Annotated in this window: 15 protein-coding genes; 6 read left to right on the forward strand and 9 right to left on the reverse strand. The window is 66.7% G+C overall.

Annotated features, from left to right (window positions below; all coding sequences use genetic code 11):
• Positions 1-99 precede the first annotated feature (99 nt).
• Positions 100-390, reverse strand: a complete 291-nt coding sequence (locus tag U1H99_RS05295; protein ID WP_323140692.1) for a hypothetical protein — start codon at positions 388-390, stop codon at positions 100-102.
• Positions 391-596: 206 nt separating this feature from the next.
• On the opposite strand from U1H99_RS05295, the gene U1H99_RS05300 reads away from it, so the two are divergent.
• Positions 597-1,787, forward strand: a complete 1,191-nt coding sequence (locus U1H99_RS05300) for a hypothetical protein (protein WP_323140693.1) — start codon at positions 597-599, stop codon at positions 1,785-1,787.
• 14 nt (positions 1,788-1,801) lie between these two features.
• On the opposite strand, the gene U1H99_RS05305 is transcribed toward U1H99_RS05300, so the two are convergent.
• The 3 genes from U1H99_RS05305 to U1H99_RS05315 form a co-directional block, all read right to left on the reverse strand.
• On the reverse strand, positions 1,802-2,170 hold the full coding sequence (locus U1H99_RS05305) for a hypothetical protein (protein WP_323140694.1): 369 nt from the start codon (positions 2,168-2,170) through the stop codon (positions 1,802-1,804).
• Positions 2,171-2,362: 192 nt separating this feature from the next.
• Positions 2,363-4,933 carry a cyanophycin synthetase gene (cphA, locus tag U1H99_RS05310; protein ID WP_323140695.1) on the reverse strand — a complete coding sequence of 857 codons (2,571 nt, stop codon included), beginning with the start codon at positions 4,931-4,933 and terminating at the stop codon, positions 2,363-2,365.
• 106 nt (positions 4,934-5,039) lie between these two features.
• Complete coding sequence (locus U1H99_RS05315) at positions 5,040-7,226, reverse strand: cyanophycin synthetase (protein WP_323140696.1); 2,187 nt, start codon at positions 7,224-7,226, stop codon at positions 5,040-5,042.
• Positions 7,227-7,504: 278 nt separating this feature from the next.
• Between U1H99_RS05315 and U1H99_RS05320 the strand changes: the two genes are divergently transcribed.
• Positions 7,505-9,790 (forward strand): cyanophycin metabolism-associated ABC transporter, encoded by a 2,286-nt coding sequence (locus U1H99_RS05320; protein ID WP_323140697.1) that lies wholly within the window; start codon positions 7,505-7,507, stop codon positions 9,788-9,790.
• A gap of 12 nt (positions 9,791-9,802) precedes the next feature.
• Positions 9,803-10,282 (forward strand): cyanophycin metabolism-associated DUF1854 family protein, encoded by a 480-nt coding sequence (locus tag U1H99_RS05325; RefSeq protein ID WP_323140698.1) that lies wholly within the window; start codon positions 9,803-9,805, stop codon positions 10,280-10,282.
• 117 nt (positions 10,283-10,399) lie between these two features.
• Here the strand turns inward: U1H99_RS05325 and U1H99_RS05330 are convergent, their stop codons facing one another.
• The 4 genes from U1H99_RS05330 to U1H99_RS05345 all read right to left on the reverse strand — a co-directional run bounded on the left by U1H99_RS05330 (position 10,400) and on the right by U1H99_RS05345 (position 14,144).
• Positions 10,400-10,882 carry a nucleoside deaminase gene (locus U1H99_RS05330; protein ID WP_323140699.1) on the reverse strand — a complete coding sequence of 161 codons (483 nt, stop codon included), beginning with the start codon at positions 10,880-10,882 and terminating at the stop codon, positions 10,400-10,402.
• Between the two features lie 145 nt (positions 10,883-11,027).
• A complete protein-coding gene (locus U1H99_RS05335; RefSeq protein WP_323140700.1) occupies positions 11,028-12,107 on the reverse strand; it encodes a BMP family ABC transporter substrate-binding protein in 1,080 nt (359 codons plus the stop codon).
• A gap of 57 nt (positions 12,108-12,164) precedes the next feature.
• A complete protein-coding gene (locus U1H99_RS05340; RefSeq protein WP_323140701.1) occupies positions 12,165-13,022 on the reverse strand; it encodes an outer envelope protein in 858 nt (285 codons plus the stop codon).
• 324 nt (positions 13,023-13,346) lie between these two features.
• Positions 13,347-14,144, reverse strand: coding sequence for a GntR family transcriptional regulator (locus U1H99_RS05345; RefSeq protein ID WP_323140702.1), 798 nt, complete (start codon positions 14,142-14,144; stop codon positions 13,347-13,349).
• A 253-nt stretch (positions 14,145-14,397) separates the two neighbouring features.
• On the opposite strand from U1H99_RS05345, the gene U1H99_RS05350 reads away from it, so the two are divergent.
• The 3 genes from U1H99_RS05350 to U1H99_RS05360 are packed head-to-tail and all read left to right on the forward strand — an operon-like array spanning position 14,398 to position 17,984.
• Entirely contained in the window at positions 14,398-15,972 is a 1,575-nt protein-coding gene (locus tag U1H99_RS05350; protein WP_375341588.1) for an ABC transporter ATP-binding protein, read from the forward strand.
• A complete protein-coding gene (locus U1H99_RS05355) occupies positions 15,959-17,071 on the forward strand; it encodes an ABC transporter permease (RefSeq protein ID WP_323140704.1) in 1,113 nt (370 codons plus the stop codon). The genes U1H99_RS05350 and U1H99_RS05355 overlap by 14 nt, the downstream gene beginning before the upstream one ends.
• A complete protein-coding gene (locus U1H99_RS05360; protein WP_323140705.1) occupies positions 17,061-17,984 on the forward strand; it encodes an ABC transporter permease in 924 nt (307 codons plus the stop codon). The genes U1H99_RS05355 and U1H99_RS05360 overlap by 11 nt, the downstream gene beginning before the upstream one ends.
• On the opposite strand, the gene U1H99_RS05365 is transcribed toward U1H99_RS05360, so the two are convergent.
• Positions 17,971-19,560, reverse strand: coding sequence for a cytochrome-c peroxidase (locus tag U1H99_RS05365; RefSeq protein ID WP_323140706.1), 1,590 nt, complete (start codon positions 19,558-19,560; stop codon positions 17,971-17,973). The genes U1H99_RS05360 and U1H99_RS05365 overlap by 14 nt on opposite strands.
• Position 19,561 lies beyond the last annotated feature (1 nt).

Below are 19,561 nucleotides of genomic sequence, written 5' to 3' on the forward strand. Positions count from 1 at the left end.
TTCGACAACCGCCGGGAGGGCTGGGCGGTGCGGTTTGGTAACAACGCGTTTCGGGAAGAGGGTGCGCCTTCCGCGTGCGGGAAGGCGCGGGGCGGCGGGTCAGGCCGGGACGGCAAAGAAATCGTCGGGCGCGGCGCTGTGGGGCCGGGCCGGCCGCAGCTGTCCTGGTGCGGCCGCGACCGCTACCGGTGCGCGCCGCCTGGCCGGATGGGACAGCACGCGCAAGGCGATGGCCAGGTCGACGTACTGGTGCTCCATCGCCTGCGCCGCCGCCCGCAAGCCATGCGCCCGCAAGGCGTTTTCGACATTGTCGGCAGTCGCGCGATCGGTGCGCCGCTCGCCGAGTGCACGTTTTGGCAAGCCCTGGTCATGAATGTGCAAGTAGGTCATCGGAATTCTCCGTTGTTGGGTAAAGAAATCCTGTTCCTCTTGTACTTTTGCTATTTAGTTGACATCAATGAAATAGAAGAGGCCAAGCAATTGCCCGTTGTGACCACCGTGCCCTTTATCCGATGCTGATGCGCCTTGCGAACGCACAAGCCCAGCCCGGCGTGGCGGCTTGATAGTAAGCATATCCGCGCCAATCGGAACCGACGATGCCCCTTACCGAAAAATGGAATGTGCGTTCCGTAGCCGCCACGATCGCCTTTTTCGGCGCCGTGTTCCTGTTCTACACGCCCTTCGAAGACCTGCAGACCAATACGATGTGGCCGCGCTACTTCGCGGCCGGCGTCTGCCTGGCGTGCCTGCTGCCAGTCATGCTGGCGCGGCCGATCCGCATCGGCGAATCCTCGATGTACATCCTGGTGGGGCTGCTCATCATCCTGCTGCACACGATCTTCTTCAAGCAGGTGTCCTTCATCTATCCCATCTTCGTCGGCACCAACATCCTGCTGGCCGTGCTGATCTATGAGGCCAGCAAGCGCTGGCCCAGGGAATTCAATGCCGCCGTCGGCTGGCTGCTGGTGATCAATCTCGCCGCGCTGTACATCCAGATCGCCATGTACTACCTGCTGGGCGGGCCGATCGTCGACCTGCACGAGATGGTGTTCAATTCGCCCAGCCGCGACGCGGTCGACTTCGTCGGCATCAACCGCTTTTCCGGCATCCAGGTGGAGCCGGGCACCTATGCCAACAACATGGCCTTCCTGCTGGCGGTCTACCTCTTCACCTCGGGCTATCGCAAGCGGGTCTACTGGATCTCGATCCTGACCGTGCTGTCGATGCTGCTGACCGGCTCGGCCACCTCGGTGTATTTCACCTGCGTGATGCTGGCGCTGCTGCCGCTGCTGTGGAGCCACCGCATCAAGAAATGGCATGTGCTGGTCCTGTTCCTGTGCATCCTGGCCTTCCTCGGCACCTCCAACATCCTCGACCACCTCGACCAGCGCTTCGCCCACAACGACGACGGCAGCCTGTCGATCTGGAAGACCGGGCTGCACAGTTATCTGAATACCGGGCTGGAGGAAAAGATCATCGGGCTCGGCTACGAGCATCCGCCCTGTGTGAATTGCTATTTCCAGAACATGGGCGTCATCGCCAACCTGCTCAGCGGCGGCGGACTGCTGATGCTGATGGTGCTGCTGGTGCTGTTCGGCCGGCTGGCCTACTTCAACGGCATCCTGCTCAGCCTGGTCATCTTTGCGATGCCGCTGAACTCACGCATGTATTACTACGAAGCGCCGGTGTGGATGCTGTTCCTGTTTGCCCAGGCCAACCTCAGGCGCCAGCACACGGTGCCGCAGGCGCTGGCCCCGCCGCCGGCGCCGCCCTTGCCGGCAGGCTGACGGCGCCGGCAAGGCTAGGACAGCCGCGCATGGTTCAGGATCACCCAGGCCACCGTGATCACGACCATGCCGGTCAGCGTCACGCACGACCAGGTAAAGAACCAGGCCGAGACCAGGCCGGCCTGCAAGACTTTTTCGAACAGCACGCCGAGGGCGAAGTCGAAGGCGGTGAGGAAGGACCAGCGGCGCAGGTAGACCGGCAGGTAGCGGCTCATCTTGCGGTTGTGCTGGTGGGCGGCGTGGCGCTCGATGCGGTCGCGGGCGGCGCTGACGTCGCGGAACAGCCAGTCGAAGAACAGGAAGCGGTAGAGCAGGCGCCGGAACGGCATCTCGGGCACTTGCTCGTCGGTGACGGAGGGCTGCTTATCCTTTTCGAGGGTCATGATCACACCGCTTGTCTGATGGAAGCTGAGGGTTGAAGCCGTGACTGCCCATCCTACGTCATTGGCTGTCTCGAGCGCGCGCGCCCGGTCATCTGTTGCGCAGGCAGTTGCGCAGCAGCAAGGCGCAGCGATGCACATGCCATGAAAAACGGGCGCCGCAGCGCCCGTTGGACTCATCTACGCCACTGGCGTTCAGGCTTCGGCCACGCGCTTGGCGATATGCGCCAGCGCTTCGTCCACCTGGTCGATCAGGATCAGCGACAGGTCGCCCGGCTGCAGGCGGGCCAGCGCGCGGTCGATCGCGACGAATTCGCCCTTGATCTCTTCCACGTGGCTGGTGCGCGGCGCGCCGGCCAGGCCCTGGCGCAGCAGGGCCACGACTTCGCCCTCCTGGCGGCCGCGCTGGCACTGGTCTTCGTACAGCAGCACGTCGTCGAAGGACTTGCCGAGGATGACGGTTTGTTCGCGGATGTCCTGGTCGCGGCGGTCGCCGGCGCCGCTGATCACCACCGAGCGGCGCTGGGCCGGCATCGACTCTACCGCATTCACCAGCGCGGCGATCGCGTCCGGATTGTGGCCGTAGTCGGCGATCACGGTCGCGCCCTTGTAATCGAACACGTTGAAGCGGCCCGGCGCATTGTCGCTTTCGCCGACGAAGGTGCGCAGGCCGGCGCGCACCGCGTCCCAGGCGATACCAACCGCCCAGGTCGCGGCCACGGCCGCCATCACGTTCTCGACCTGGAAGCCGACCACGCCGCCGCGGGTGATCGGCACCTCGCTCAGCGCGATGCGTTCTTCCCCCTTGCCTTGCGCGCACACCAGGTCGCCGTTGTCGACGTAGACGATGCGGCGGCCCTGGGCGCGGTGCTTCTGCATCAGCGGCAGCGAGCTGTCCTGGGCGAAGTAGGTGACGTCGCCGCGGGTGTTCTCGGCCATCGCGGCGACGATCGGGTCGGCCGCGTTCAGCACCGCCATGCCGTTCGGCGCCACGTTCTGCACGATGATGCGCTTCAGCACCGCCAGGTCTTCCAGCGTCGTGATGTAGTTCAGGCCCAGGTGGTCGCCGGCGCCGATATTGGTCACCACGCCGACCTGGCAGCGGTCAAACGCCAGGCCCTCGCGCAGCATGCCGCCGCGCGCGGTCTCGAACACGGCCGCGTCGACGTCCGGGTGCAGCAGCACGTTGCGCGCGCTGCGCGGACCGCTGCAGTCGCCGCTGTCGATGCGGCGGCCCTGGATATACACGCCGTCGGTATTCGTCATGCCGGTGCGCAGGCCGGAAGCCGCCAGCAGGTGCGCGATCACGCGCACGGTGGTGGTCTTGCCGTTGGTGCCGGTGACGGCCACCACCGGGATGCGGCCATCGTCGCCCGGCGCGTACAGGGTGTCCATGATCGCTTCGCCGACCGCGCGGCCCTTGCCGAACGAGGGCGAGATGTGCATGCGCAGGCCCGGCGCGGCGTTTACTTCGACGATGCCGCCGTGCTGGTCCTCGATCGGCTTGTGCACGCTGTCGCACACCAGGTCGACGCCGCAGATGTCGAGGCCGACCATGTGCGCGGCCGCGATGGCGCGCGCCGCCACGTCCGGATGCACGTCGTCGGTGACGTCGGTGGCCGAGCCGCCGGTGGACAGGTTGGCGTTGTTGCGCAGGGTGACGCGCTGGCCCTTGTCGGGCACCGATTCGGCATCGAAGCCCTGCTTGGCGAGCGAGGCGAGGGCGATGTCGTCGAAGCGGATCTTGGTCAGGGCGGTGCCGTGGCCGCTGCCGCGGCGCGGGTCGCGGTTGACGATCTCGACCAGCTCGCGCACGCTGTGGCGGCCATCGCCGACCACGTGCGGCGGGTCGCGGCGGGCGGCTGCCACCAGCTTGTTGCCGATCACCAGCAGGCGGTAGTCGTGGCCCGGCAGGTATTTTTCGACCATGATGTCGTCGCGGAACTCGGAGGCGGCGGCGAAGCCGGCATCCAACTGGGCGCGCGTGGTCACGTTGACGGTCACGCCCTTGCCCTGGTTGCCGTCCTTCGGCTTGATGACCACCGGCAGGCCGACTTCCAGCGCGGCGGCCCAGGCGTCGTCCGGGTCGCGCACGGCGCGGCCGAGCGGCACCGGCACGCCGGCGGCGTCGAGCAGCTTCTTGGTCAGTTCCTTGTCCTGGGCGATGGTTTCGGCGATGGCGCCGGTGACGTCGATCTCGGCGGCCTGGATGCGGCGCTGGCGGCTGCCCCAGCCGAACTGCACCAGGCTGCCCTCGGTCAGGCGGCGGAACGGAATGCCGCGCGCCACGGCGGCGTGCACGATCGAGCCGGTCGACGGGCCGAGGCGCACGTCCTCGTCCAGTTCGCGCAGCTGGGTCAGGGCGGCTTCGAGGTCGAAGGGCTGGTCGTTGCGCGCGGCGGTGCACAGCTTTTCCGCGAGTTCGAGCGCCAGGCGGCCGACGTCTTCCTCGCTGTACTCGACCACCACCTGGTAGATGCCGCGTTCCAGCGTTGCCGTGGTGCGCGAGAAGGTCACCGGGCAGCCGGCCTGCGCCTGCAGGGCGAGCGCCGCCACTTCCAGTACCTGCGCCAGCGGGATGGTGTCGTCATGGCCCATCGGCTGCAGCGGCCAGATCTCGGGGAACAGGCCGCGCAGGCGGGTTTCGAAACCGGGCAGGGCGCCGATCGATTCTTCGTCAGGGGTGCAGGCGACGATCGCTTCCACCGAAGTGTGATGGCTCCACAGGTTGGGGCCGCGCAGGGCGCGTACGCGTGATACTTCCATAAACCTTCGATCCTTTGTGTGATCCCGCGCCGCCGATGCAAGCTGCATGCATCCGGGCAGCGCGATGCGCCCCGCTCGACGGCGGGACGCTTATCTATTTAACGTCTTACTTCGTCGGGCTTTCAGCCGCATCGAACGTGCGCAGCCCGGCGCAGATCAGGTCGTGCGGCACGTCCAGCGCCCAGCCCGCGGCGGCGGCGGCCAGCACCGCTTCCGGCTGGTCGGCGGTCGCCGGCTTGAGCTTGCTCATGCTCAGCAGCGACGTCTCGTCGGCACCGTCGGCCAGCACGATGTGGCTGTCGCGCACGAACACGGCGCGCCCGCCTTCTTCACGGTGCTGCTGCAGCACGGCATTCGTTTCATCCAGCGCATAGAACACCACGGCGCCGTCGCTCAGTTCGGCCAGCTTGACCACCTCGGCGTCGGCCGCGTTCAGCACCGCCGCGCCCTGGGACAGCACCACGTCGACCTGGCTGCGCACCACGTTGAACAGTGCATCCTGGTCGCGAACATACAGATCCTCGACGTCGGCCACCTGGCCCATGTCGGTCACGATGCCGACCAGGCAGCGGTCGTAGGGCAGGCCCTCGGTCAGGATGGTGCGCGCGTTCGATTCGAACACGGCGGCCTGCACGGTGCGGTTGATCAGCAGGCGCTGGCCGGCGTCGAAGCGGGTGCTGTCGCGGGCGTCGACCTGGCGGCGATCGAGGAACAGGCCGTCGCGGTTGGCGACGCCGGCATGCTTGCCGGACTGGTGCAGCACAGTGCCGACCAGGCGCGCGACCAGGGCGGCATCGCGGGTGCCGGTGACCCCGATCAGCGGAATGCGGCCGGTATGCGTTGCCGATTCGGCATCGGCGAACAGGTGCTCGACGATCGCCTTGCCGACCGCGCGCGGCTCGCCCTGGGCCGGCTTGATGTGGGCCAGCAGGCCCGGGCTGGCATTGACTTCGATGATGGCGCCGCGCTGTGCGTCGAGCGGACGCGCGATGTCTTCGCACACCAGGTCGATGCCGGCGATGTCGAGGCCGACCACGCGCGCGGCCAGCGCCGCCATGTAGGCCACGTCCGGGTGGACCAGGTCGGTGACGTCGTCGGCGACGTTGCCGTTCAGCTGGATCAGCACCTTCTGGCCAGCCTGCGGGACCGAGTCCGGGGTCAGGCCCTGGCGCTTCAGTTCGAGCTTGTTCTCGTCGCTGTCGTGCGGCTTGACGGGGCTGAGCGGGAACTCTTCGCTCTCGCCGCGGCGCGGGTCGATGTTGATCTGGATGTCGCAAAGTTGGGTAACGGTGGACGTCCCGTCACCCTTTACCCATAACGATTCGCCGCGCGCGGCGGCCACGACCTTCTGGCCGACCACCAGCAGGCGGTGTTCGTTGCCCGGAATGAAGCGCTCGACCAGCACCGCGCTGGAATCGCCTTCTTCCGAGGCGATGGCGTAGGCGGTGTGCACATCGGCTTCGGTCATCAGGTTCAGCGAGACGCCGCGGCCATGGTTGCCGTCGACCGGCTTGACGGCCACCGGCAGGCCGATGTCCTGCGCTTCTTCCCAGGCGTCGGCGGCGCTGCGCACCAGCGTGCCTTCCGGGACCGGCACGCCGCACGAGGCGAGCAGGGTCTTGGTGAGGTCCTTGTCGCTGGCGATGCTTTCGCCGATGGCGCTGGTGCGGTCGGTTTCCGCGGTCCAGATGCGGCGCTGGGCGGCGCCGTGGCCGAGTTGCACCAGATTGCCTTCGGTCAGGCGGATCGAGGGGATGCGGCGTTCGGTGGCGGCGTCGACGATGTGGGCGGTGGACGGGCCCAGGCACCAGCGGTCGACCAGGTCGGTCAGTTCGTCGACCGTGGCTTTCAGGTCGAACGGGGTATCGTTGATGGCGGCCATGATCAGCGCGTGGCCGGCCTGCAGGGCGGCGCGTCCGACCACTTCGTCGCGGGTGCGGAAGGCCATCTTGTAGATGCCGCGGTCGGCGGTGGAGCGGGTCTTGCCGAAACCGGTCTTCATGCCGGCCAGGTTCTGCAGCTCGAGGACGATGTGTTCGAGGATGTGGCCGGGCCAGGTGCCGTCGCGCAGGCGCTCCAGGAAACCGCCACGCTCGCCGACGCCGCAGCGGTGCTCGATCAGGCCGGGCAGCCAGGTGGTCAGGCGTTCATACAGGCCGGGAAGGGTATTCGAGGGATAATCTTCGAGTTCGCCAATGTCGAGCCAGGCTTCGATGACGGGGCGGTAAGTCCAGATGTTGGGTCCACGCAGATGCGTTACTCGAAGAATGTCGATGTCTTTCTTTTTAGTCATGAAGAATATCTTGCCTTGCTTTCGTACGCTGGTCCGACCCAATTTCCCGCAGCGCACATGTTGTATACTTGCCGAAACGAAGCTTACCGTGCCGTACCGATTTCTGCCAGTCTCGCCCCTTCGCTAGAATACCGTAACTACACCAGCGCTCCGCTACACACACGCTTGTCAACCGTAGCGCCGGTCCCGGCGTTTCACCGTATGACGGTGCCGGCAGCGGCTCGATTCCCAACAACCCGGCATAGCCAAGGAAACCTCGCCTTCACCGGCGGTACTACATGACGAATCAACAACTTGTTCCTTCCGTTCCGCTGGCGATCGCCGCCAGTTTCCTGCCCGAGCACTGGCAGGCGGACGTCGAGAAAAAGCTTGCGCAAGGGGAAAACGTTTTAAGCAGCGTTGAGGTTGACCTCGATGCGAAATTACGTTTTACAAAAGGATTACTGGTTGTAACCAACCGCCGCCTGCTGACCCGCGCCCCCGGCGACAGCGACTGGCGCGACTGGCCTTACCGCCCTGACATGCACTTGCGCCACCACGACCATGCCGGCGTCGGCCACCTGGAGCTGGTCGACGAGCATGGCCTGCTGGCCGCCTGGCGCTTCACGCTCGGCCAGAACCTGCAGGCGATCCGCGTGGTCGATGCCTTTACCGACCAGGTGGAAAGCCACGTCACCGGCCTTGCCATCCAGCCGCCCGAGCAGCATACCTGCCCCAGCTGCAAGGCGCCGCTCGAAGCGGACCAGGAAGATTGCCCGATCTGCACCAAGGTGCTGCACACGCCGCCATCCACCTGGACCCTGTTCCGGCTGTGGCGCTTCGCACGTCCTTACAAAGGTCAACTGGCCCTTGGATTCTTGCTTATGTTGGCAAGTACCGGCGCGCATTTGATTCCACCCTACCTGACCATGCCGCTGATGGACAACGTGCTGATCCCGTATCAGAACGGCAAAAGCATCGATACGCGGCTGGTTTACATGTACATGGGCGGCCTGTTCGGCTCGGCGATCCTGGCCTGGGCGCTCGGTTGGGGCCGCACCTACATCCTGGCCCTGGTATCGGAGCGGATGGGCGCCGACATGCGTTCGGAAACCTACGAACACCTGCTGCGCCTGTCGCTGGAATTCTTCGGCGGCAAGCGCACCGGCGACCTGATGAGCCGCATCGGCAGCGGCTCCGACCGCATCTGCGTGTTCCTGTCACTGCACCTGCTGGATTTCCTGTCCGACGTCCTGATGATCATCATGACCGGCGCCATCCTGTTCAGCATCAACGCCAAGCTGGCCCTGATCACGCTGGTACCGCTGCCCTTCATCGCCTGGATGATCCACGTCGTGCGCGACAAGCTGCGCACCGGCTTCGAGAAGATCGACCGCGTCTGGGGCGAAGTCACCAACGTGCTGGCCGACACCATCCCGGGTATCCGCGTGGTGAAGGCCTTTGCCCAGGAAAAGCGCGAAGCGGTCCGCTTCCGCGACGCCAACAAGCACAACCTGGCCGTCAACGACAAGTTGAACAGGGTGTGGTCGCTGTTCTCGCCGACGGTGTCGCTGCTGACCGAACTGGGCCTCCTGATCATCTGGTGCTTCGGCATCTGGCAGGTCAGCAAGGGTGAGATCACGGTCGGCGTGCTGTCGGCCTTCATCGCCTACAGCGGCCGCTTCTACGTGCGCCTGGACTCGATGAGCCGCATCGTGTCGGTGACGCAGAAGTCCGCCTCGGCCGCCAAGCGCATCTTCGACATCCTCGACCACGTGTCGAGCGTGCCGGACCCGGTCAACCCGATCAAGGTCGACAAGGTAGCCGGCAACATCGAGCTGCGCGAAGTCGGCTTCCGCTACGGCAACCGCGCGGTCAACCGCGGGATTTCGCTGAACATCAAGGCCGGCGAGATGGTCGGCCTGGTCGGCCATTCGGGTTCCGGTAAATCGACGCTGGTCAACCTGATCTGCCGCTTCTACGACGTGGCCGAAGGCGCGATCCTGCTCGACGGCAAGGACATCCGCTCGTTCGCGGTGGCAGACTACCGCCGCCACATCGGCCTGGTGCTGCAGGAGCCTTTCCTGTTCTTCGGCACGATCGCCGAGAACATCGCCTACGGCAAGCCGGACGCGACGCGCGAAGACATCATCGCCTCGGCCAGGGCCGCGCATGCCCACGAATTCATCCTGCGCCTGCCGCAGGGCTACGATTCGATGGTCGGCGAACGCGGCCAGGGCCTGTCCGGCGGCGAGCGCCAGCGCATCTCGATCGCGCGCGCCCTGCTGATCGACCCGCCGATCCTGATCCTCGACGAAGCGACGTCCTCGGTCGACTCGGAAACCGAGAAGGAAATCCAGAAGGCGCTGGACAACCTGGTGCAGGGCCGCACCACCATCGCGATCGCGCACCGCCTGTCGACGCTGCACCGCGCCGACCGCCTGGTGGTGCTGGACCGCGGCGTGGTGGTCGAAGAGGGCAGCCACGACCAGCTGATGGCGGCCGAAGGCGCTTATCACCGCCTGTACGAAGCGCAGGCGCGCAACGTCGACCAGGATCCGGACAGCGATGGGGATGACGATTAAATGACGACTTTGATGCAATCAAACTTTCAACGCGCATTTCAACTGCGGCGCGACGCCTTCGGCAAGCTGGTGCTGACCAATGCCGACGGCGAGGAATTCGTCGGCGTGACGCCGGTGCGCGCCTTTCCGGTCCAGGCGCCCACGCGCGGCATCTCGCTGGTGCGCGAGGGCGGCAAGGAAGTCGCCTGGATCGAGGACCTGGCCGACGTGCCGGCCGGGATCGCCGCGCTGGTGACCGAGGAACTGGACGGGCGCGAGTTCATGCCCGAGATCCTCTCCATCAAGAGCGTGTCGAGCTTCGCCACGCCCTGCACTTGGACCGTCAACACCGACCGCGGCGACACCGAGTTCGTGCTGAAGGGCGAGGAAGACATCCGCCGCCTGGGCACCTACTCGCTGCTGATCGCGGACAGCCACGGCATCCACTTCCTGATCCGCGACATGTTCGGGATCGACAAGGGCAGCCGCAAGATCCTCGACCGCTTCCTGTAAGAGCGCCTAACAAAAGCCTCCATGGCGGCGTTGCGGCGTCTCGCCGTACTAGCGTACTGTCTTCGACGCCGCGTCGGTAGGCCGCATCCCTTGCCCTGAAGGTTTTGTTAAACGCTCTTAATCCTTGTGCCAGAAGCCCGCGTGCGCCATCCGGGCTTCGTCCTCGCGCAGCGGGCCGATCACTTCCGTCGGCCGCTGGCCCGCCGCGAACACCTGACGGCAGGGCAGCGACAGCGTCGGGTTTTCCGGATCGCTGCCGGTCAGTTCCAACAAACTCTTTTCCGACATCCCGTACACCACGCGGCCGACGCCGCTCCAGTAAGTGCCGCCGGCGCACATGGCGCAGGGTTCGGCGTTGGAGTAGAGCGTGGCGCCGGCCAGTTGCTGCGGGCTGAAGCGCTGCGAGGCTAGCCGCAGGGCGTTCATTTCGGCGTGGGCGGTGCGGTCGGTGCTGGAGGCGTTCATGGCTTCGGCGATGATGGTCCCGTCGGCGCCGGCCACGATGGCGGCGAAGGGGTGGTGGCCTTCGTCGCGCGAGCGTTGGGCGAGGGCGAAGACGCGGGTGAGGAGGTCGTGGTCTTGGAGAGTGGGAGTAGACATCGATTAAATCCTTATCAGGCGAATCGTCGCCCCTGCGCAGGCAGGGGCCCAAGTTGGCTGGAATGCCGAAAACTTGGGTCCCTGCCTGCGCAGGGACGACGTGCAAGGGCAGCGGGTGCAAGGCGCTATGCGGCGGTGAGCATACTTACTTCGGAATCGACCCCTCCACCCCCTGCACGTAGAAATTCATCCCGTGCACATCCTTGTCCGCCATCTGCGCCCCGGCCGCGACCCGCACCGCGCCCGACTGGTCCTTGATCGGCCCCTGGAAGGGCTTGAGCTTGCCGGCGACGATGTCGGCCTTCTTCTGCTCGAACAGCTTGGCGACGTCGGCCGGAATCGCGGCGTTCAGCGGCGACATCCTGACCATGCCCTCGTTCAAACCGCCGCGCACCTCGCCGGTCTTCCAGGTGCCGGCCATGACGGCCTGCGCGGTCTTGGTATAGAAATCGCCCCAGTAGTTGGTGCTGGCGGTCAGGTGGGCCTTGGGCGCGAAGCGCGCCATGTCGGAATCCCATCCGAAGGCGAACTTGCCCTTTTCCTGGGCCACCTGCAGCGTGGCCGGCGAGTCGGTGTTCTGGGTCAGCACGTCGGCGCCCTGGGCGATCAGGGTCTCGGCGGCCTGGCGCTCCTTGGCCGGGTCGTACCAGCTGTTGATCCACACGACCTTGGTCTTGATCTTCGGGTTCACGCTCTGCGCGCCCAGCGTATAGGCGTTGATGTTGCGCAGCACTTCCGGCACCGCGAACGAGCCGACGAAGCCGATCGTGCCGCTCTTGCTCATCTTGGCGGCGATCACGCCCTGCAGGTAGGTGCCTTCGTACTGGCGCGATTCGTACACACCCATGTTCTTGGACGTCTTGAAGCCGGTGGCGTGCTCGAAGATCACGCTGGGGAAGGCCTTGGCGACCTTCTCGGTCGGGTTCATGAAGCCGAACGAGGTGGTGAAGATCAGCTTGTTGCCGTCGGCGGCCAGCTTGCGGATCACGCGTTCGGCGTCCGCGCCTTCCGGCACGTTCTCGACGTAGGTCGTCTTGACCTTCCCGGCCATCGACTTTTCCAGCGCCAGGCGGCCCTGCTCGTGGGCATAGGTCCAGCCGGCGTCGCCGACCGGGCCGACGTAGACGAAGGCGACCTTCAGCGGGTCGGCCGCGTGCGCGGGCAGGCCGGCGGTGACGGACAAGGCGGCGACGGCGGCCAGGGCGAACAGCGTGCGACGATTCATGGTGTTCCTCTTTCAGGTTGAAGGTACGTAATCGGGATGCGGATGCTCGGAAGCGGCTCAGAAGTGGTATTCGGCGCGCACCATGGGCGTCCTGGCGGTGGCGCCGGGCACGGTCTTCGACGGGTTGCCGAACTTGTTCTTCCAGTACTGGTATTCGATGCCCAGCTTGAAGGTGTTCTTGGCCGCGCCGACCGCAGGGCTCAGGTCGACCATCAGCTGCATGTCGACGTTGATCTCGACCGCGGTCGGGCCGCCGAATTCGTTCCGGCCCTTGGTGCCGATGTAGTTGGCATAGCCTTCGAAGGAGAGCGGGATGCCGAAGTCGAAGGGGATGCCCCAGGCCGCGCTCAGCATGGCGTGGGTGTCGTAGGTGTAGCGCGAGGTCGAGGTCTGGGTGAAGCCGTTGAAGGGCGCATTGCTCTCGTGCAGGGCGTACAGGCCGACGTCGAGGAAGCCCGGCACGTCGAACATCAGGGTCGGACCGAGCACCAGCATGCGCTTCTTGGAGTTGTAGCCGGCGTCGGTCTTGCTGTTGACGTCGAAGCCGAAGGTCGCGCCGACGCCGCGCACCGGACCGAAGGCCAGGTTGGCGCCGGTCACCTTGCCCAGGTCGACGGTGTTGCGGTACACCGCATACGCCTCGTGCGCGCCGCTGTCCGCGCCCACCGCCGACGGGTCGTTCTCGTCCGACAGCAGGAAGTCGACGCTGAAGAAATTCTTGCCGTATTTGTAGCCGCTGACGTGGCTGAAGTTGACGACGTGCTTGCTGATGTCGTCGCTGTTGTAGGGCTCGGCGAACTTGGTGCCGTAGCGGTAGCTGAGCGAGGTGTCGCTCCAGTCGGCGGCGTGGGCGGCGACGGCGCCGGTGGCGAGCAGGGCGGCCAGGGCGGTGCGGGCAAACGGGTGAGGCTTCATGCAGGTCCCTTTCAGATTGGTGTAATAGATATAGGTATGGCGAGACACGAAACACGGCGGCATTCGATCGCATGCAATCCGGGTGCGGGTTGCATGCAATCTTCAGCTTGTCTGGTTAGCAAATAGCGGGCCAGACCGCGGAGCCCGTACCGCGCAGCGTGCCTGCACTCTGGCGGCTTGCGCCGCATCGCCTCTTGCCTTGATGCGGCGCACCACCAACGCCCGCCGCATGCCCTGCATTCGTCGCCATGCGCGCTGTCGTGGTGCAAGTGCATCCAATCGAACGGCGGGTTGTATCCAATCTGTCCAGGGACATAGCGCGTCTCAGCAACCGGCCAGGGCTTCGGCCAGGTTGACCTTGCGTTCCGGCGCAGCCAGCTGCAAGCGCGCTTCGATCTCGAGCAGGTGGTGTTCGATCAGCGCCACCGCCTGCTCGGCCTTGCCTTGTTCGATCAGCGCCAGCAGGTCGCCATGCTCGTCGTTGCCGCACATCGGCGCGCCCGGTGTTTCATACAAGGCGATGATCAGCGAGCAGCGCGACACCAGTTCCCCCATGAAGCGCTGCAGCACCGCGTTGCCCGACAGTTCCGCCAGCAACAGGTGGAATTCGCCGCCCAGGCGGATCCAGCCGGCGCGGTCGCCGCTGTGGCGCGCCTGCTCTTCCGCTTCCAGCGCGGCGCGGATCGCGCGCAGCGAGGCCGGGGTGGCGTTGCTGACCACCAGCGGCACGATCTCGCGTTCCAGCGCGCGGCGCGCGGCGAACACGTCGCGCGCTTCCCTAGGAGAGGGCGAGGCCACCACGGCGCCGCGGTTGGGCCGCAATTCGATGATGTGGTCGTGCGCGAGGCGCTGCAGGGCCTTGCGCACCGTGGTGCGGCTGACCTGGTACAGCTCGCAGAAATCGGCTTCGCCCAGGCGGGTACCGGGCGGCAGGCGGTGGCTCATCACGGCGCTGACCACGGCGCGGTAGATGCGCAGGTCGATGGCGGTGATGCCGCGCTTGGCCGGTGTGGCTGCTGAAGCGGCCGCCGATGTGGATGCCGATGTGGCTGCAGACTTGGATGCGGGCGCGGCCGGCTGGCGTCCGCCTTGTGGGCGTGGCGCAGCGGTGTGTCGTGTCATGTCGATCTCCGGGTGTCGCGGCAGGGGTTCCGCCGCGTGTCCGGTGGATGTAGCAGGAATCGTGCTCAGCTTTGACAAAGGGGAAAAGAGTGTCTGTGCGCAATATTGGCGCGTGGATGCCCGTTCCTGGTGATCTTGTCGACTCGGGCTGGTGCGTTTTGTATACAAGATTCCGTACAGCGTGGATGCAAATCACTGTGAATAGGCGTCCATGGCACGGACCTTGCAATGCTTGCATGTCGAGTCCACCACGATGGAGCATCCCTTGAACACAGAAGTACAACGTGTCGAGCCGCGCCTGCAGTTGCTCGGCATTTCGAAAAGCTATCCCTCGGTGGTGGCCAACGCCGACGTCGACCTGACCGTGATGCCCGGCGAGATCCATGCGGTGCTGGGCGAGAACGGCGCCGGCAAGAGCACCCTGATGAAGATGATCTATGGCGTGACCAGGCCGGACGCCGGCGAGATCATGTGGGAAGGACGGCAGGTCCAGATCCCGTCCCCATCCGCCGCGCGCCGCCTCGGCATCGGCATGGTGTTCCAGCACTTTGCGCTGTTCGAGACCCTGACCGTGGCCGAGAACATCGCATTGGCGCTCGATGAAAAGACGACGCCGGCCCAGCTGGCGCCGCGTATCCGCGCTGTCTCCGCACAATACGGCTTGCCGCTCGACCCGGACAAGCGCGTGCACAGCATGTCGGTGGGCGAGCGCCAGCGCGTCGAGATCGTGCGCTGCCTGCTGCAGTCGCCACGCCTGCTGATCATGGACGAGCCGACCTCGGTGCTGACGCCGGACGCGGTGCAGAAGCTGTTCGTCTCGCTGCGCCAGCTGGCGGCCGAGGGCGTCAGCATCCTGTATATCAGCCACAAGCTCGACGAGATCCAGTCGCTGTGCGACAAGGCGACCGTGCTGCGCGCCGGCCGCGTGTCCGGCACCGCGGTGCCGAAGCAGGAGACCGCGCATTCGCTGGCCGAACTGATGATCGGCGGCGACCTGCCGACCTGCAGCCTGCTGCCGCGCGCCCCGGGCGAAGTACGCCTGGCCATCGACCGCCTCGACCTGGCCAGCAGCGATCCGTTCGGCACGCGCCTGCAAGACATTCGCCTGGAAGTCCGCGCGGGCGAGATCGTCGGCCTGGCCGGCATCTCGGGCAACGGCCAGCAGGAACTCCTGAAGGCGATTTCGGGCGAACTGGCGGCGCCGAAGGCGGGTAGTATCCGCGTCCTCGGCAAGGACGCCGGCCGCCTCGACCCGGCCGCGCGGCGCCGCCTGGGCCTGGGCTTCGTGCCGGAAGAACGGCTCGGGCGCGGCGCGGTGCCGGCACTGTCGCTGGCCGACAATGCGCTGCTGACCGGCTACCTGTCGCCCGGCGCCGGCATGGTCAAGGGCGGCCTGCTGCGGCGCGCCGCGGTGGGCGCGTTTGCCCGGGGCGTCATCCAGCGTTTCAAGGTCAAGTGCGGCGGTGCCGATGCGGCGGCATCCAGCCTGTCGGGCGGCAACCTGCAGAAATTCATCGTCGGACGCGAGGTCGAGCTGGCACCGAAAGTCATGGTGCTGGCCCAGCCGACCTGGGGCGTCGACATCGGCGCGGCCATGCTGATCCGCCAGGCCATCATCGACCTGCGCGACGCGGGCGTGGCGGTGCTGGTGGTGTCCGAGGAACTCGACGAGCTGTTCATGATGTGCGACCGCATCGCGGTGCTGGCCAAGGGCCGGCTGTCGCACGCGGTGCCGGTGGCGTCCACCAGCGTCAACCAGATCGGGGTGTGGATGAGCGGCGAGTTCGACGCCCCCGTCAACCTAGGAGTCGACCATGTCCCGGCTTGAAGCCCGTCCCACCCCCTCGCGCGCCATGATGCTGGCCTCGCCGCTGATCGCGGCCCTGGCCATGCTGGCCACCGGCTCGCTGCTGTTCCTGTTCCTCGGCCAGGCGCCGCTGCATGCTTTTTACGTCTACTTCATCAAGCCGCTCACGACCGAATACGGGATCGGCGAGCTGCTGCTCAAGGCCACGCCGCTGATCCTGTGCGGCGTCGGCCTGGCGATCGGCTTTCGCGCCAACGTCCACAACATCGGCGCCGACGGCCAGCTGACCATGGGCGCGGTGGCCGCCGGCTGGGTGGCGCTGCATTTCGACGGCGTCGAGGCAGGGTGGGTGCTGCCGCTGATGATCCTGGCCGGCGCCCTCGGCGGCCTGGCCTGGGCCGCGGTGCCGGCGCTGCTGCGCACGCGCTTCAACACCAGTGAAATCCTGGTCAGCCTGATGCTGGTCTACGTGGCCTACCTGTTCCTGGGCTACCTGGTGCACGGCCCGCTGCGCGACCCGGCCGGCTTCAACTTCCCGCAATCGAAGATGTTCGGCGACGCCGCGCTGCTGCCGCTGCTGAAGGAAGGCTTGCGCGTGAATGCCGCCTTCCCGCTGTCGCTGCTGGCGGTGGCCGGGGCCTGGTTCTTCTGCCGCCACACCTTTGCCGGCTACCGCATGCAGGTCAGCGGGATGGCGCCGGCAGCCGCCCTGTACGCCGGCTTTTCCGAGCCGAAGAACGTCTGGTTCGCCTTCATGGTCAGCGGCGCGCTGGCCGGCGTGGCCGGGGTGGGGGAGGTGGCCGGGCCGCTGGGCCAGCTACAGCCTTCGGTGTCGCCGGGCTACGGCTTCGCCGCCATCATCGTGGCCTACGTCGGCCGCCTGCATCCGCTCGGCGTGCTGCTGGCGTCGCTGCTGATGTCGCTGCTCTACATCGGCGGCGAATCGGCCCAGATCGAACTGCAGCTGCCCTCGGCCATCACCGGCCTGTTCCAGGGCCTGCTGCTGTTCTACCTGCTGGCCGCCGACCTGTTCATCCATTACCGCTTCAAGCCGCGCGCACGCGCAACCGGTGCCACCACCGACGCGGCCGTTCCCCTGGAGACCGCCCATGAATCCTGATTATGTGATCGCCTTCCTGGCCAGCACCGCCGGTGCCGCCACCCCGCTGGTGCTGGCCTCGACCGGCGAACTGGTGGCCGAACGCTCCGGCGTGATCAACCTCGGCCTCGAGGGCATCATGCTGGTGGGCGCGGTGGCCGGCTTCTCGACCACGCTGCATACCGGCTCGATGGGCCTGGGCCTGCTGGCCTCGCTGGTGGCCGGCGCCGCGATGGCGCTGGTGTTCGCCTTCCTGGTGCTGACCCTGCAGACCAACCAGGTCGCCACCGGCCTGGCGCTGACCCTGTTCGGCCTCGGCCTGTCGGCCTTCCTTGGTCGCGACCTGGTCGGCCAGACCGTGGCGCCGCTGCCGCACCTGACGATGCCGGTGCTGTCCAACCTTCCGTTCGTCGGCCCCTTGCTGTTCCGTTTCGACGTGCTGGTGTATTTGTCGCTGGTGCTGGTGGCCGTGGTCGGCTGGGTACTGGCGCGCACCCGCATCGGCCTCTTGATCCGCGCGGTCGGCGAGGCACCGCATTCGGCCCACGCGATCGGCATGTCGGTGATCAAGCTGCGCTACGCGACCGTGCTGTTCGGCGGCGCGCTGGCCGGCCTGGGCGGCGCCTACCTGTCGCTGGCGCTGACCCCGATGTGGGTCGAGGGCATGACGGCCGGCCGCGGCTGGATCGCGCTGGCCCAGGTGGTGTTCGCCACCTGGAAGCCGCGCGGCCTGCTGCTGGGCGCCTACCTGTTCGGCGGCGTGACGGTGCTGCAGTTCCACGGCCAGGGCCTGGGCATCGCGATTCCATCCGAATTCCTGTCGATGCTGCCCTACCTGGCCACCATCGTGGTGCTGGTGATCATCTGCCGCAATCCGCAGACCATCCTGCTGAACAAGCCGATGTCGCTGGGCCAGAACTTCAAGGCCGACTAGCGATGTTGTCCTGACGCGGACACGATTCGAACCTGGGCAGCGCCATCCCGCTCGGCACCGCCGCCGGCACGTGAGCACATGCCTTGTCCGGCAGCGTGCTGTCGTCGAGCAGGCCGGTGCGCACGAACTGGACCAGGTCGCCGAATTCCTGCGGGCTCAGGCGCAGCGGACGGCGTAGCAGCGGGTCGATGCTTGCCGCCACCTTGCCGATCGGCGCGACGTGCGCCAGGTCGGGCGCCACGCCGGCGCGGCCCGGATCGTAGCCGCGCAGCGAGGCCAGTACGTCGAGGTGGTGGCGCACCGCATCGTCGAGCCGGGTGAAGGCGCCGTTGTGGAAAAAGGCCGGCTGCAGCGCCACGTTGCGCAGCGGCGAGGTGCGGAAACGGTAGCGGTCGGTCGCCAGGCCGGTGACTTGCGCGAAGCCATAATCCTCGTCCTCCGCGGGGCCGTCGAACACGACGTTGCCGCTGCCGGGACCGAACCTGGGGGCGATCTGTGGCACGCCGATGTTGTGCATGGCGAAGTCGCTGAACATTTCGTTGGCGCCGCCGGTCACCGCATGGCAGGCCACGCAGTTGGCCTTGCCGAAGAACAGCAGCGCGCCGCGCTTTTCCGGGGCCGTCATGGCCGTGCTCTCGCCGCGCGCGTAGCGGTCGATCGGGGCATTCGCACCTTTCAAGATGAATTCGTACTCGGCGACAGCGCGCGCGAACATGCCGATGTCGATCGGCGCGCCGGCGCGCACTTCCTCGAACACGTCGCCGAATTTTTCCACGTAGGCCGGGATGGCGTTCAGGCGCTCGGCCACGCGCGCCCGGATCGGCGCGTTGCGCGAACCGCTGGCGTCCGGCGCCGGGCAGGTGTCGCCCTGGCCATCGTCGAAGGGGGCGAAGCGCGGGCCGAGGCTGTCGCCCAGGCCGGTGAAGCCGGCTTGCTCGACCAGTTCCGTCAGCGGCATGAAAGCCTGGGCCGCGAGCAGGGTACGTATCAGGGGATCGCCTGGCTGGAACAGGGCCGTGTCGCCGGGCTGCGGGAAGCGGAAGCCGAGCGCGTTGTCGAAGGGGTCGCCGGAGGGGGCGGAAAAGCGGCCGTTCCACATCAGGCGCGGATAGAAGCCAGCGTTCAGGATCATTGGCGAGCGCCGCAGGTTGCGCGGCCCCAGCCGGTTGGGACCGACCAGGCCGTTGTTCTGGATGCCGATCGCGATCGACTGGGTGTCGCCGTAGCCGTGGCTGGGCGAATGGCAGGCGGCGCAGGCATTGTCCTTGTGCAGGCTGGTGACCGGATCGAAGAACAGCAGCAGGCCCAGGCCGGCCATCTTGAAGTTCAGCGGCCGGCCAAGGCGGCTTTCGAGCTTTTGTTCGGCGCTGCCGGTGAAGCCCTGCTGCGCCAGCGTGGCGCCGAGCTGTTCGTCGAGCGATGGCGCGGGCGGCGGGGAGGGCGGCGTGGCCGCCGGGTCGGCGCCGGTGCAGCCGCCGAGCAGTGCCGCCAGAAAGCACAGCGCTGGCAGCCGAAAAAGCGGCCGAAAGCGCGGCCAGCGGCCTACGGTGTGCGGCAAGGTGAAAGCGGCTTTCATG

Source organism: Massilia phyllosphaerae (assembly GCF_034659755.1).
GTDB lineage: Bacteria > Pseudomonadota > Gammaproteobacteria > Burkholderiales > Burkholderiaceae_D > Telluria > Telluria phyllosphaerae.

Coding starts and splice junctions, on each gene's coding strand:
- U1H99_RS05295 (WP_323140692.1), bottom strand. CDS start 390: ATGACCTACTTGCACATTCATGACCAGGGCTTGCCAAAACGTGCACTC.
- U1H99_RS05300 (WP_323140693.1), top strand. CDS start 597: ATGCCCCTTACCGAAAAATGGAATGTGCGTTCCGTAGCCGCCACGATC.
- U1H99_RS05305 (WP_323140694.1), bottom strand. CDS start 2,170: ATGACCCTCGAAAAGGATAAGCAGCCCTCCGTCACCGACGAGCAAGTG.
- cphA (WP_323140695.1), bottom strand. CDS start 4,933: ATGGAAGTATCACGCGTACGCGCCCTGCGCGGCCCCAACCTGTGGAGC.
- U1H99_RS05315 (WP_323140696.1), bottom strand. CDS start 7,226: ATGACTAAAAAGAAAGACATCGACATTCTTCGAGTAACGCATCTGCGT.
- U1H99_RS05320 (WP_323140697.1), top strand. CDS start 7,505: ATGACGAATCAACAACTTGTTCCTTCCGTTCCGCTGGCGATCGCCGCC.
- U1H99_RS05325 (WP_323140698.1), top strand. CDS start 9,803: ATGCAATCAAACTTTCAACGCGCATTTCAACTGCGGCGCGACGCCTTC.
- U1H99_RS05330 (WP_323140699.1), bottom strand. CDS start 10,882: ATGTCTACTCCCACTCTCCAAGACCACGACCTCCTCACCCGCGTCTTC.
- U1H99_RS05335 (WP_323140700.1), bottom strand. CDS start 12,107: ATGAATCGTCGCACGCTGTTCGCCCTGGCCGCCGTCGCCGCCTTGTCC.
- U1H99_RS05340 (WP_323140701.1), bottom strand. CDS start 13,022: ATGAAGCCTCACCCGTTTGCCCGCACCGCCCTGGCCGCCCTGCTCGCC.
- U1H99_RS05345 (WP_323140702.1), bottom strand. CDS start 14,144: ATGACACGACACACCGCTGCGCCACGCCCACAAGGCGGACGCCAGCCG.
- U1H99_RS05350 (WP_375341588.1), top strand. CDS start 14,398: ATGGAGCATCCCTTGAACACAGAAGTACAACGTGTCGAGCCGCGCCTG.
- U1H99_RS05355 (WP_323140704.1), top strand. CDS start 15,959: ATGTCCCGGCTTGAAGCCCGTCCCACCCCCTCGCGCGCCATGATGCTG.
- U1H99_RS05360 (WP_323140705.1), top strand. CDS start 17,061: ATGAATCCTGATTATGTGATCGCCTTCCTGGCCAGCACCGCCGGTGCC.
- U1H99_RS05365 (WP_323140706.1), bottom strand. CDS start 19,560: ATGAAAGCCGCTTTCACCTTGCCGCACACCGTAGGCCGCTGGCCGCGC.